The organism is Modestobacter caceresii (genome assembly GCF_000761485.1).
Taxonomy (GTDB): domain Bacteria; phylum Actinomycetota; class Actinomycetes; order Mycobacteriales; family Geodermatophilaceae; genus Modestobacter; species Modestobacter caceresii.
The window spans coordinates 134,991-147,016 of sequence record NZ_JPMX01000118.1 but is presented as its reverse complement, the minus strand read 5'-3'; the positions used below and the strand labels follow the sequence as shown (position 1 = coordinate 147,016).

Sequence of the window (12,026 nt, the reverse complement as noted above, 5' to 3'; positions counted from 1 at the left end):
CCCGCCCCGGGGGGGGCCCCGGCAGGGGGGCCGTACACTGGGCGATCGAGCCTCCGCCGTCAGGGGTCGCCCAGTTCCCCGACGGTGTCATGACCAGCAGACAGACCAGCAGACCACGAGACCAGAGAGAGGGTGTACCGGCATGAAGGCCGACATCCACCCGCAGTACAACGTCACCGAGGTGACCTGTGGTTGCGGTAACACGTTCACCACCCGCAGCACCTCGCCGTCCGGTCAGCTGACCGTCGAGGTCTGCTCGGCGTGCCACCCCTTCTACACCGGCAAGCAGAAGATCCTGGACACCGGTGGCCGCGTCGCCCGCTTCGAGAAGCGGTTCGGCAAGCGCGCTGCCGGCACTCCCGCCGACAAGTAGCACCCCCGACGGCGCCCGCGCCGCCCTGCACCAGGGCGGCACGGGCGCCGTCGTCATGTCCGCCTCACCCACCCGCGGCCTGTCGGGACCGAAGACCCAGAGGAGTGCCCGTGAGCAGCAGCACCGGAGCCGGCAGCGACCGGCTCGCCGGCCTGCTCGCCGAGCACCGCGAGCTCGAGGCCGAGCTCGCCGACCCGGCGGTGCACGGCGATGCCGCCCGGGCCCGCCGGCTGGGCCGGCGGTATGCCCAGCTCGCCCCGGTCGTGGAGACCGCGCGCCTGCTCGACGCCGCGACGGACGACCTCGCCGCCGCCCGCGAGCTCGCCGGGGAGGACGCCTCCTTCGCCGCGGAGGCCGACGAGCTGACGGGGCGCGTCGGGGAGCTGACCGGCCGGCTCACCGAGCTGCTGCTGCCCAAGGACCCCGACGACGACAAGGACGTCATCCTCGAGATCAAGGCCGGGGAGGGCGGGGCGGAGTCGGCGCTGTTCGCCGGTGACCTGCTGCGGATGTACCTGCGCTACGCCGAGCGGCGCGGCTGGGCGACCGAGGTCCTGGACGCCGTCCCGGCGGAGCTGGGCGGGTACAAGGACGTCGCCGTGGCGATCAAGTCGCGGACCGACGAGGGCATCTTCGCCCGGCTGAAGTTCGAGGCCGGCGTGCACCGCGTCCAGCGGGTCCCGGTCACCGAGTCCCAGGGCCGGATCCACACCTCGGCGGCCGGGGTGCTCGTGCTCCCCGAGGCCGAGGAGGTCGACGTCAGCGTCGACCCGAACGAGCTGCGGATCGACGTCTTCCGCTCCTCCGGGCCCGGCGGGCAGAGCGTCAACACCACCGACTCCGCGGTGCGGATCACGCACCTGCCCTCCGGGATCGTGGTGAGCTCGCAGAACGAGAAGAGCCAGCTGCAGAACCGTGAGTCCGCCCTGCGGGTGCTGCGTTCCCGGCTGCTCGCCGCCGCGCGGGAGGAAGCCGCCGCCACCGCGTCGGACCAGCGGCGCAGCCAGGTGCGGACGGTCGACCGCAGCGAGCGGGTGCGCACCTACAACTTCGCGGAGAACCGCATCGCCGACCACCGGGTCGGCTTCAAGGCGCACAACCTCGACCAGGTGCTGGACGGCGACCTCGACCCGGTCCTGGACGCGCTGACCGCGGCCGCGACCGCCGAGCTGCTGGCGGTCGGCTCCTGAGCGCCACCCCGTCGACCGGCCGGGCGCTGCTCGGCGACGCCGTCCGGCGGCTCGCCGCGGCCGGCGTGGAGTCGCCCCGGGTGGACGCCGAGCTGCTGCTGGCCGCCGTCCTCGGGGTCACGCGCACGGCGCTGCTGACCCTCGGCGAGGTCCCCGGCGAGCAGGCAGCCCGGTACGCCGCTCTGGTCGAGGAGCGCGCCGTCCGGGTCCCGCTGCAGCACCTCACCGGGACCGCACCCTTCCGGCACCTCGAGCTGTCGGTCGGTCCCGGGGTCTTCGTGCCCCGGCCGGAGACCGAGCTCCTCGCCGGCTGGGTGTTGACCAGGATCGCCGGGCTGGCCGCGCCCACCGTCGTCGACCTGGGAGCGGGCTCCGGTGCGATAGCGCTCTCGGTGGCCAACGAGCACCCCGGCGCCCGGGTCGTGGCCGTCGAGCGGGACGCCGCGGCGATCGAGTGGACCCGGCACAACGCCGCGGCCCGCGCCGCTGCCGGTGACACCCCCGTCGAGGTGCTGGCCGGCGACATGACCGACCCGGCGCTGCTGTCCGAGCTGGACGGCGCCGTGGACGTCGTCGTCTCCAACCCGCCCTACGTGCCCGACGGTGCCCGGTTGCCCCGGGAGGTCACCGAGCACGACCCGCCGCTGGCGCTGTGGGGCGGGCCGGACGGGCTCGACGTCGTCCGCGGGATGCTGAGCACCGCCGCCCGCCTGCTGCGCCCCGGCGGCTGGCTGGGCATCGAGCACGCCGATCAGCAGGGGAGTGCGCTGCCGGCGCTGGTCCGGGCCCACGGCCGGTGGGCCGACGTCGCCGACCACCGTGACCTCGCCGACCGGCCGCGCTACACGACCGCCCGGTCGTCCCCGCGGGGGCAGTGACAGACTCCCGAGCCGTGGCCGACGTCTTCGACTGCAGTGACCCTGACCAGCGCGAGGCAGGACTGACCGCTGCCGCCATGGCGCTGTCCCGTGGTGAGCTCGTCCTGCTCCCGACCGACACCGTCTACGGGGTGGCCGCCGACGCCTTCACCCCGGGCGCCGTCACCCGGCTGCTGGCGGCCAAGAACCGGGGCCGCAACATGCCCGTCCCGGTGCTGGTGGGGGAGGCGTCCACGCTGGCCGGTCTGGTCGTCACCGTGCCCCAGGTGGCCCACGAGCTGGCCGCGGCCTTCTGGCCCGGGGGGCTGACCCTGGTGGTGGAGCACGCACCGTCGCTGGCGTGGGACCTCGGGGACGCCGAGGGGACGGTCGCCGTCCGGCTGCCGGACGACGACGTCACCCGGGACCTGCTGCGGCGCACCGGCCCGCTGGCGGTCTCCAGCGCCAACCGCTCCGGCCGTCCGGCCGGCACGACCGCGGCGGAGGCGGCCTACCAGCTGGGCGAGCACGCGGCGGTGGTCCTGGACGGGGGACCGCGCACCGGATCGGCGCCCAGCACGATCGTCGACTGCACGGCCCCCACCCCCCGGGTGCTGCGCCTGGGGGTCATCGGGCTGGAGCAGCTGCGCGAGGTCGTCCCCGACATCACCGACTGACCGGCGCCCTCCGGGCCGCACCGCGTCCGACGGCCGTCCCGGGCGACTCACCGCACGAGGATCGGCGGCCGGCCGCGGTGCGATGCGGAGCATCGCCAGGCCACAGCGATACCGTGGTGCGACAGCCGCGCGCCCCTCATCGACGAGTGCACGCGGGCACCCGCACCGAGCAGCAGGAGTGCACCCGCGATGAGCACCCCGGCCACCACCCCCTACTGGGGCCCGGACTTCGACGCCCTGGCCGACTTCGACCCGGAGATCTCCGGCGTCGTCCTCGACGAGCTCGACCGGCTGCGGGGCGGCCTGCAGCTGATCGCCAGCGAGAACTTCACCAGCCCCGCCGTCCTGGCCGCGCTGGGGAGCACGCTGTCGAACAAGTACGCCGAGGGCTACCCGGGGCGTCGGTACTACGGCGGCTGCGAGGTCGTCGACCGGGCCGAGGAGATCGGCATCGCCCGGGGCAAGGAGCTGTTCGGCGCAGAGCACGTCAACCTGCAGCCGCACTCCGGTGCCAGCGCGAACCTGGCGGCCTACGGTGCCTTCCTGCAGCCCGGCGACACGCTGCTGGGCATGGCGCTGCCGCACGGCGGGCACCTCACCCACGGCACCAAGGTCTCCTTCTCCGGCAAGTGGTTCAACGCCGTCCAGTACGGGGTCGACGCTGGTACCGAGCACATCGACTACGACCAGGTCCGTGACCTCGCCCGCGAGCACCGGCCCAAGCTGATCGTGGCCGGCGGCTCGGCGATCCCGCGGCTGATCGACTTCGCCGCCTTCCGGGAGATCGCCGACGAGGTCGGCGCGGTCTTCATGGTCGACGCGGCCCACTTCATCGGCCTGGTGGCCGGCAAGTCGATCCCCTCGCCGGTGCCCTACGCCGACGTCGTCACCTTCACCACGCACAAGGTGCTGCGCGGCCCTCGTGGCGGGGCCATCGTCTGCAAGGCCGAGCACGCCAAGGCCATCGACAAGTCGGCCTTCCCGATGATGCAGGGCGGCCCGCTCATGCACGCCATCGCGGCCAAGGCGGTGAACCTCAAGGAGTGCCTGCAGCCCGAGTACCAGGCCTACGCCCGCCAGGTGATCACCAACGCCCAGGCGCTCACCGAGGGCCTGGCCGCCGAGGGCCTGCGGCCGGTCGCCGGTGGCACCGACACCCACCTGGCGCTGCTGGACCTGCGCGAGGTCACCGACACCGCCGGCGAGCCGGTCACCGGCAAGGTCGCCGAGGCCCGCTGCGACGCGGCCGGCATCGTGCTGAACAAGAACGCCATCCCCTTCGACCCACAGCCGGCCTCGGTCGCCTCCGGGGTCCGGGTCGGCAGCCCCTCGGTCACCACGCAGGGCATGGTGGAGGACGACATGAAGTCGATCGCCTCGCTCATCGGCACCGCGATCCGGGACGCCGACGGCTCCCGGACGACCGAGGTCGCGGCCGGGGTGCGCGAGCTGGTCGGCGCCCACCCTGCCTATCCCGAGCCCACGCGCGTCGGCTGAGCCGTGCGCGAGTACGCCGTCGTCCTCCTCGCCGCGGCGCTGGTCACCTTCCTGGCCACGCCGGTGGTGCGGGTGGCGGCGGTCCGGTTCCGGGTGATGGCGGCGGTCCGTGACCGCGACGTGCACGTCATCCCGACCCCGCGGGGCGGGGGAGTGGCGATGTACCTCGGCGTCGCGGCCGGCGTCCTGGTCGCCTCGCAGCTGCCGTCGCTGCAGCGCAGCTTCGAGTTCAGCACCCAGACGATCGCCGTCCTGGTCGCCGGCGGGCTGATCTGCGCGCTGGGGGTGCTCGACGACCGGTTCGGCCTGGACGCGCTCACCAAGCTGACCGGTCAGATCGCCGCGGCCGGGGTCATGGTGCTGCTCGGCGTGCAGCTGGCCTACGTGTTCCTGCCGGTCGCCGACATCGGCACCCTCTCCCTGGGCCCGGACGTCGGGGTGCCGGCGACGATCCTGCTGACCGTCCTGACGGTCAACGCGCTGAACTTCATCGACGGGCTGGACGGGCTGGCGGCCGGCGTCTCGGCGATCGCCGCCCTGGCCTTCTTCGCCTACAGCTACCACCTGGGGCTGGTCGGCTTCGACGACGTCGCCAGCGCACCGGCGCTGATCACCGCCGTGCTGGCGGGATCCTGTCTGGGCTTCTTGCCGCACAACTTCAGCCCGGCCCGGATCTTCATGGGCGACTCCGGCTCGATGCTGGTCGGGCTGATGCTGTCGGCCGCCGCGGTCTCGGCCACCGGGCAGACCGACTCCCAGACCCTCGGCTCGGCGGCCAGCCTGCTGCCCCTGACCCTGCCGCTGCTCGTGCCGATCGCGGTGCTCTTCATCCCGTTCATCGACCTGCTGATGGCCGTGGTGCGCCGCACCCGGCGGGGCCGGTCGCCGTTCAGTCCGGACAAGATGCACCTGCACCACCGGCTGCTGTCGATCGGACACTCGCACCGCCGGGCGGTGCTGATCATGTACTTCTGGGCCGCGCTGCTCAGCTTCGGCGCCGTCGCCCTGTCCATCACCGGTGGCACCGTCGAGGTCCTGGTCATCGTGGGTGCGCTGCTGGTGGTGGGCGTGGTCGTGGTGCTGAGCCCACGCGCCCGCCGGGCGGCGATCGCGGCCCGTGAGGCCGAGCTCGCGGCGATGAAGGAGCGCAGCCGCGCCGCGCACCCCGCCAGCCGTGCCGTCCGGGACGGCGCCGGGGCGACGCGCCCCCCGACCCCGGTCGCGCCGTCCACCCCGGCCGGGGTGCGCCGATGAGCGGCGCCCGGGCGACCGGGGACGCACCCTGGGACCTGTCCTTCCTACGGATCGGGCTGCTGGTCACCGCGGTGGTGACCGTGGTGGCTGCCCTCGCCGTCGGGGTGGCCCTGAGCTGGGCGGATGCGCTGACCGTCGTCATCGGTGCGACCGTCGTGACGGCGTTCTTCTGCGTCTCCGGACTGGTCGTCGCGTGGGCCGGCAAGGTGGACGACACCTGGACGATGCCGGCCGCGCTGGGCACGTTCGGGCTCAAGGCGCTGGTGCTCTTCCCGCTGCTGACCGGCCTGCCGGCCGACGGGTGGCCGGACCGGCAGGTGCTGGCCTGGACGGTGGTCGCCGGCGCGCTGCTGTGGAGCGGTGTGCAGCTGCGCTGGGTCTGGACCCGCCAGTTGTTCTACGTGCCACCGCCGACCCCACCGGGGGAGCAGCAGCGTTCCCCGGAAAACCCGGCACCGCGCGGCTGATAGTGTCCGAAGCGATGGCCGAGGACACCTCCGAACCTGGGGGCGCCCGACCACGACCTGCGCGTGCAGCTCGTCAGCCCAGCGGGGCCGACATGGGCTGGGCGGTCACCGGGACGCTCCTGTCCGGGATGGCGGTGTGGGGCGGGGTCGGGTGGCTGATCGACCAGTGGCTGGACACGCGAGTGTTCTTCCCGGTCGGGATCATCCTCGGCGTGGCAGTGGCCATCTACGTGGTGGTCAAGACATACGGCGAACCCGACCCGGCCCCCGGGCGGGACGCCGGACACCCCCCGGGCGGACGACGGAGCCGGCCCAGGACGCAGAAGGGACAACGGTGACCTCCAGCGCCCACGCGCTCGGCGACGTGCTCGCTGTGGAGAGCGACCCCGGCGGCGGCTTCACGCCCCCGGGCATCGGTGAGTTCTACCCCGAGGTTCTGACCAGCTTCTCCGTGCTGGGTGTCGGCTTCGAGATCACCCGGATCACGATCATCGCCTGGGTGGCCACGCTGGCCATGATCGCCTTCCTGGTGGCCACGGTCCGCAAGCCGGAGATCGTCCCCGGCAAGATGCAGTTCATCGGCGAGACCGGCTACTCGTTCATCCGCGACGGGATCGCCCGGGACGTCGTCGGCCCCAAGGGCCTTCCGTTCGCCCCGTTCCTCGCCTCGCTGTTCTTCTTCATCCTGGCGAACAACCTGATGGCGATCATCCCCTTCGCCCAGATCTCGCCGATGTCGAAGTTCGCCTTCCCGCTGGTGCTGGCGCTCATCTGCTGGGTCGTCTACATCGTGGTCGGCATCAAGAACCAGGGGCTGTGGCCCTACTTCCGGGACATCATGTTCCTGCCCGGCGTGCCGAAGCCGATGTACCTGCTGATCACGCCGCTGGAACTGCTGCAGAACTTCATCGTGCGGCCGTTCACGCTGGCGATCCGGCTCTTCGCGAACATGTTCGCCGGCCACATGCTGCTGGTGACGTTCGCCCTCGGGGCCACCTACCTGCTGTCGGTCGGCAACTTCTCGGCGGTGTTCGGGCCGATCTCCGCGCTGATGGCGATCGTGATGACCTTCTTCGAGCTGCTGGTCATCTTCCTGCAGGCCTACGTCTTCACGATGCTGATGGGCACCTACCTCAACGGCTCCGTCGAAGCGGCCCACTGATCCGCACCACGGTGGCCCGCACGCCGGGCCGCTCCCATGAACTGCACCACCCGCAGGACCCCGCCAGCCGCCCGGTGACCGCCGGGCGACGACACAGGAGGAACACCCCGCAATGATCGAGGTACTCGCAGAGCTCGAGGGCAGCATCGGTTCGGTCGGCTACGGCATCGCCACGATCGGCCCCGGCATCGGTGTGGGCCTCGTCTGGGCCGCCTACATCCAGGCCACCGCACGTCAGCCCGAGTCGGCCGGCCTGACCCGTACCTACGCCTTCCTGGGCTTCGCCCTGGCCGAGGCGCTGGCACTGATCGGCTTCGTCGCCCCCCTCGTCTACGGCACCTGATCCGCACTCGTCGGACGAGTTCGGTCACTGACACCCAGACGAGGACGTTGAGAGCATGAGCATCCTGGCTGCGGAGAGCGCGAACCCGCTCCTCCCGCCCTTCGGCGAGATCATCGTCGGCCTGATCGCCTTCGCGGTCCTGCTGTTCGTGGTGGTCAAGTTCGTCGCGCCACGGTTCGAGCAGGTCTTCCAGGCCCGGCGCGCTGCGATCGAGGGCGGGATCGAGCGGGCCGAGGCCATGCAGGCCGAGGCCAAGGCGGCGCTGGAGCAGTACCGGGCCCAGCTCGCTGAAGCCCGCAACGAGGCCGCCCAGATCCGGGACTCCGCCCGGGCCGAGGGGCAGCAGATCATCGAGCAGCTGCGCGCCCAGGCCCAGGAGGAGTCGGCCCGGATCGTGGCCCGTGGCGAGGAGCAGCTCGCTGCCTCCCGTCAGCAGGTCGTGGCCGAGCTGCGTGGCCAGATCGGCAGCCTCGCCGTCGAGCTGGCCGGCCGGGTGGTCGGCGAGTCCCTGGCCGACGACGCCCGCCGCAGCGGGACCGTCGACCGGTTCCTCGACGAGCTGGACCAGATGGCCGCGAGCAACCCCGCCGGGAACGGCGCGGTGCAGCCGGCGGATGGCGCCAACACCGGCAGCTCGGTGTACGTCCCCGAGGGCAAGCGCTGATGCACGCCTCCAGCCGGGCCGCGATGGAGGAGTCGCGGGCGAGCCTCCAGGAGAAGTCCCAGGGGGCTCGCAGCCGCAACCACGGTGACGTCCTGCTCACCCTGGCCGACGAGCTCTTCGCGGTGGCGAACCTGCTGGACAGCCAGCCGTCGCTGCGACGCGCGCTGTCGGACGCCTCCGTGCGGCCCGACGACCGCGCCGGCCTAACTCGGCGGCTGCTCTCCGGCCAGCTCGGCGCCGACACGATGTCGGTCGTCGAGACGGTCGCCCGGCAGCGCTGGTCCCGCCCGCGGGACCTCGTGGAGGCCACCGAGACCCTCGGCACCGAGGCGGCGCTGGACGCCGCCGACGCGCGTGGCGAGCTGGAGGGGGTCGAGGACGAGCTGTTCCGCTTCGGCCGCATCGTGGCCGGCGACGCCGACCTCGCCCGCATCCTGGGTGACCGGTCCGCGCCGCGGGAGGGCAAGACCGCCCTCCTCGACCGGCTGCTCTCCGGTCGGGTCAGCCCGGTGACCGAGCGGCTGGTGCGGAACGCACTGACCAGCTCGCACGTGCACAACCCGGAGAACGAGGTCGAGCGGCTCTCCACGATGGCCGCCCGGCGCCGGGGGCGCTCGGTCGCCCACGTGACCTCGGCGGTCCCGTTGACCGCCGTGCAGGAGCAGCGGCTGATCGACGTGCTCGGCCGGCTCTACGGGCGGACGATGGGCCTGCAGGTCCAAGTCGACCCCGACGTGCTCGGTGGCCTGGTCGTCCGGGTGGACGACGAGGTCATCAACGGCAGCATCGCTGCGCGACTCGAGGCCAGCGGCCGGCGGCTCGCCGGCTGAACCAGCTCGACCGGCACCGCCGCACCGCACCACCACAGACACCAGCAGGAAGAGGACGCAGAGCCATGGCCGAGCTGACGATCTCCGCGGACGAGATCCGCAGTGCCATCCAGAACTACGTCACCGACTACACCCCGGACGTCTCCCGGGAAGAGGTCGGGGTCGTCACCGAGTCCGGCGACGGGATCGCCCGGGTCGAGGGCCTGCCCTCGGTCATGACCAACGAGCTGCTCGAGTTCGAGGGCGGCGTGCGTGGCCTGGCCCTGAACCTCGACGTGCGCGAGGTCGGCGTCGTCATCCTGGGTGACTTCTCCGGCATCGAGGAGGGCCAGACGGTCCGCCGGACCGGCGAGGTCCTCTCGGTCCCCGTCGGCGACGGCTTCCTCGGCCGGGTCGTCGACCCGCTGGGCAACGCCATCGACGGCGGCAGCCCGATCGAGACCACCACCCGGCGCGCCCTGGAGCTGCAGGCGCCGACCGTGGTGCAGCGGCAGTCGGTGCACGAGCCGATGCAGACCGGCATCAAGGCCATCGACGCCATGACGCCGATCGGTCGCGGTCAGCGGCAGCTGATCATCGGCGACCGGCAGACCGGCAAGTCGGCGATCGCGCTGGACACGATCATCAACCAGAAGCAGGCCTGGGCGACCGGTGACCCGGCCCAGCAGGTGCGCTGCATCTACGTGGCGGTCGGCCAGAAGGGGTCGACGATCGCGGCGACCAAGGCCGCGCTCGAGGACGCCGGCGCGATGGAGTACACGACCATCGTCGCCGCCCCCGCCTCCGAGGCCGCCGGCTTCAAGTACATCGCCCCCTACACCGGCTCGGCCATCGGCCAGCACTGGATGTACGAGGGCAAGCATGTCCTGATCGTGTTCGACGACCTGTCCAAGCAGGCCGAGGCCTACCGCGCCGTGTCGCTGCTGCTGCGCCGCCCGCCGGGCCGTGAGGCCTACCCCGGCGACGTCTTCTACTTGCACTCCCGCCTGCTGGAGCGTTGCGCGAAGCTCAACGACGAGCTGGGTGCGGGCTCGATGACCGGTCTGCCGCTCATCGAGACCAAGGGCAACGACGTCTCGGCGTACATCCCGACCAACGTCATCTCGATCACCGACGGCCAGATCTTCCTGGAGACCGGCCTCTTCAACTCCGGTGTCCGCCCGGCGATCAACGTCGGTGTGTCGGTCTCCCGGGTGGGCGGTTCGGCGCAGATCAAGGCGATGAAGTCGGTCGCCGGTCGGCTGCGGCTGGACCTGGCCCAGTTCCGCGAGCTGGAGGCCTTCGCCTCCTTCTCCTCCGACCTGGATGCCTCCAGCCGGGCGACCCTGGAGCGGGGTCAGCGTCTGGTCGAGCTGCTCAAGCAGGGTCAGTACTCCCCGTACCCGGTCGAGCGCGAGGTCGTCTCGCTGTGGCTGGGCACCACCGGGAAGCTGGACAAGGTGCCGGTGCCCGACGTCCGCCGCTTCGAGTCGGAGTTCCTGGAGTTCGTCGACCGGGGCGACAACGTCGTCTTCGACTCGATCCGGAGCTCGAAGAAGCTCGAGGACGACACCATCGCCAGCCTCGAGTCGGCGGTCGAGACCTTCTACGGTCGGTTCACGACCTCCGACGGTGAGTCGCTGCAGGTCAACGAGCCCGAGGCCGAGGCCATGGACGCTCGTGAGCGGGGCCAGGAGACCGTCCAGGTCAAGCGGGCCGGCTGACGATGGCTGGTTCCCTCCGCGCGCTGCGCCGCCGGATCCGCTCCACCCAGTCGACGAAGAAGATCTTCTCGGCCCAGGAGCTGATCGCTGCCGCGCGCATCGTCCGTGCCCAGGCCCGGGTGGAGGCCTCCAAGCCCTATGCCCGGGAGATCACCCGCGTGCTGTCGGCGCTGGCAGGCTCGGCGAGCCTGGACCACCCGCTGCTGACCGACCGGGAGAACCCCCGGCGGGTCGCCGTCCTGGTGGTCACCTCCGACCGTGGGTTCGCCGGCTCGTACAACGTCAACGTGCTGCGGCGGACCGAGGAGCTCCTCGCCCTGCTCCGCGACGAGGGCAAGGAGCCGCTGCTGTACGTCGTCGGCCGCAAGGGCGAGACGTACTACCGGTTCCGCGACCGGGACGTGGAGGAGACCTGGAGCGGGTTCTCCGAGCAGCCCGGCTACGAGAACGCGCAGGACATCGGCCGCACCCTCATCGCCGCCTTCACCGCTGGTGAGGACGACGACGAGACCGGCGCTGGTGCCGACGACGTGCTCGGCGTGGACGAACTGCACATCGTCTACACCGAGTTCCGGTCCCTGCTCTCCCAGGTGCCGGTGGCCAACCGCATGGCGCCACTGGTCGTGGAGGAGGTCGACGAGCTGCGGGACGACCGCGACGCGCAGGTCGAGGAGTCGCGCAGCTCGGACATCACGCCGGCGTACGAGTTCGAGCCGTCGGCCGAGCAGCTGCTGGACGCGTTGTTGCCGAAGTACGTGACCACCCGGATCTACGCGGCACTGCTCGAGGCAGCCGCCTCGGAGTCGGCGTCGCGCCGCCGGGCGATGAAGTCGGCGTCGGACAACGCCGAGGAGCTGGCCAAGAACCTCTCCCGGCAGGCCAACGCGGCCCGTCAGGCGGAGATCACCCAGGAGATCAGCGAGATCGTCGGCGGTGCTGACGCACTCGTGTCGGCCAACGCCGACGACTGAGCCACCCGCCCCGTCCGCGGCACCGACCGCCGCGGACG

The 12,026-nt window shown here is 72.1% G+C and carries 14 protein-coding genes; all 14 read left to right on the top strand.

Annotated features, from left to right (window positions below):
- Nucleotides 1–142 precede the first annotated feature (142 nt).
- The 14 genes from rpmE (at nucleotide 143) to IN07_RS21290 (ending at nucleotide 11,988) form a co-directional block, all read left to right on the top strand.
- Nucleotides 143–373: a 50S ribosomal protein L31 gene (gene rpmE, locus IN07_RS25995; RefSeq protein WP_036340197.1), complete on the top strand. Its 231-nt coding sequence runs from the start codon at nucleotides 143–145 to the stop codon at nucleotides 371–373.
- A gap of 110 nt (nucleotides 374–483) precedes the next feature.
- The gene (gene prfA / locus IN07_RS21350) at nucleotides 484–1,563 is read left to right on the top strand and encodes a peptide chain release factor 1 (RefSeq protein WP_036340194.1); all 1,080 of its coding nucleotides are present in this window, start codon (nucleotides 484–486) and stop codon (nucleotides 1,561–1,563) included.
- Nucleotides 1,560–2,441, top strand: a complete 882-nt coding sequence (prmC, locus tag IN07_RS21345) for a peptide chain release factor N(5)-glutamine methyltransferase (RefSeq protein WP_036340192.1) — start codon at nucleotides 1,560–1,562, stop codon at nucleotides 2,439–2,441. The genes prfA and prmC overlap by 4 nt, the downstream gene beginning before the upstream one ends.
- Before the next feature lie 14 nt (nucleotides 2,442–2,455).
- A complete protein-coding gene (locus tag IN07_RS21340) occupies nucleotides 2,456–3,097 on the top strand; it encodes an L-threonylcarbamoyladenylate synthase (protein ID WP_036340189.1) in 642 nt (213 codons plus the stop codon).
- Between the two features lie 189 nt (nucleotides 3,098–3,286).
- A complete protein-coding gene (locus IN07_RS21335; RefSeq protein WP_036340186.1) occupies nucleotides 3,287–4,594 on the top strand; it encodes a serine hydroxymethyltransferase in 1,308 nt (435 codons plus the stop codon).
- 3 nt (nucleotides 4,595–4,597) lie between these two features.
- Nucleotides 4,598–5,848: a glycosyltransferase family 4 protein gene (locus IN07_RS21330; protein WP_036340183.1), complete on the top strand. Its 1,251-nt coding sequence runs from the start codon at nucleotides 4,598–4,600 to the stop codon at nucleotides 5,846–5,848.
- Nucleotides 5,845–6,315 carry a hypothetical protein gene (locus IN07_RS21325; protein ID WP_036340180.1) on the top strand — a complete coding sequence of 157 codons (471 nt, stop codon included), beginning with the start codon at nucleotides 5,845–5,847 and terminating at the stop codon, nucleotides 6,313–6,315. The genes IN07_RS21330 and IN07_RS21325 overlap by 4 nt, the downstream gene beginning before the upstream one ends.
- A 92-nt stretch (nucleotides 6,316–6,407) precedes the next feature.
- Nucleotides 6,408–6,653 (top strand): AtpZ/AtpI family protein, encoded by a 246-nt coding sequence (locus IN07_RS21320; RefSeq protein WP_231558512.1) that lies wholly within the window; start codon nucleotides 6,408–6,410, stop codon nucleotides 6,651–6,653.
- Entirely contained in the window at nucleotides 6,650–7,477 is an 828-nt protein-coding gene (atpB, locus tag IN07_RS21315; protein ID WP_036340177.1) for a F0F1 ATP synthase subunit A, read from the top strand. Before IN07_RS21320 ends, atpB begins: the two co-directional genes overlap by 4 nt.
- 112 nt (nucleotides 7,478–7,589) lie before the next feature.
- Nucleotides 7,590–7,820, top strand: coding sequence for an ATP synthase F0 subunit C (gene atpE, locus IN07_RS21310; RefSeq protein WP_014377627.1), 231 nt, complete (start codon nucleotides 7,590–7,592; stop codon nucleotides 7,818–7,820).
- Between the two features lie 55 nt (nucleotides 7,821–7,875).
- Nucleotides 7,876–8,484: a F0F1 ATP synthase subunit B gene (locus IN07_RS21305; protein WP_036340174.1), complete on the top strand. Its 609-nt coding sequence runs from the start codon at nucleotides 7,876–7,878 to the stop codon at nucleotides 8,482–8,484.
- Nucleotides 8,484–9,314, top strand: a complete 831-nt coding sequence (locus IN07_RS21300; protein WP_036340171.1) for a F0F1 ATP synthase subunit delta — start codon at nucleotides 8,484–8,486, stop codon at nucleotides 9,312–9,314. Before IN07_RS21305 ends, IN07_RS21300 begins: the two co-directional genes overlap by 1 nt.
- Before the next feature lie 65 nt (nucleotides 9,315–9,379).
- Nucleotides 9,380–11,017, top strand: a complete 1,638-nt coding sequence (atpA, locus tag IN07_RS21295; RefSeq protein ID WP_036340168.1) for a F0F1 ATP synthase subunit alpha — start codon at nucleotides 9,380–9,382, stop codon at nucleotides 11,015–11,017.
- A 2-nt stretch (nucleotides 11,018–11,019) separates the two neighbouring features.
- Nucleotides 11,020–11,988 (top strand): F0F1 ATP synthase subunit gamma, encoded by a 969-nt coding sequence (locus IN07_RS21290; RefSeq protein WP_036340166.1) that lies wholly within the window; start codon nucleotides 11,020–11,022, stop codon nucleotides 11,986–11,988.
- Nucleotides 11,989–12,026 lie beyond the last annotated feature (38 nt).

Bases quoted from the DNA above. Each gene is read 5' to 3' on its own strand.
- IN07_RS21300 (WP_036340171.1), top strand. From the start codon at position 8,484: ATGCACGCCTCCAGCCGGGCCGCGATGGAGGAGTCGCGGGCGAGCCTC.
- IN07_RS21335 (WP_036340186.1), top strand. From the start codon at position 3,287: ATGAGCACCCCGGCCACCACCCCCTACTGGGGCCCGGACTTCGACGCC.
- rpmE (WP_036340197.1), top strand. From the start codon at position 143: ATGAAGGCCGACATCCACCCGCAGTACAACGTCACCGAGGTGACCTGT.
- IN07_RS21325 (WP_036340180.1), top strand. From the start codon at position 5,845: ATGAGCGGCGCCCGGGCGACCGGGGACGCACCCTGGGACCTGTCCTTC.
- IN07_RS21290 (WP_036340166.1), top strand. From the start codon at position 11,020: ATGGCTGGTTCCCTCCGCGCGCTGCGCCGCCGGATCCGCTCCACCCAG.
- atpA (WP_036340168.1), top strand. From the start codon at position 9,380: ATGGCCGAGCTGACGATCTCCGCGGACGAGATCCGCAGTGCCATCCAG.
- atpE (WP_014377627.1), top strand. From the start codon at position 7,590: ATGATCGAGGTACTCGCAGAGCTCGAGGGCAGCATCGGTTCGGTCGGC.
- IN07_RS21320 (WP_231558512.1), top strand. From the start codon at position 6,408: ATGGGCTGGGCGGTCACCGGGACGCTCCTGTCCGGGATGGCGGTGTGG.
- IN07_RS21305 (WP_036340174.1), top strand. From the start codon at position 7,876: ATGAGCATCCTGGCTGCGGAGAGCGCGAACCCGCTCCTCCCGCCCTTC.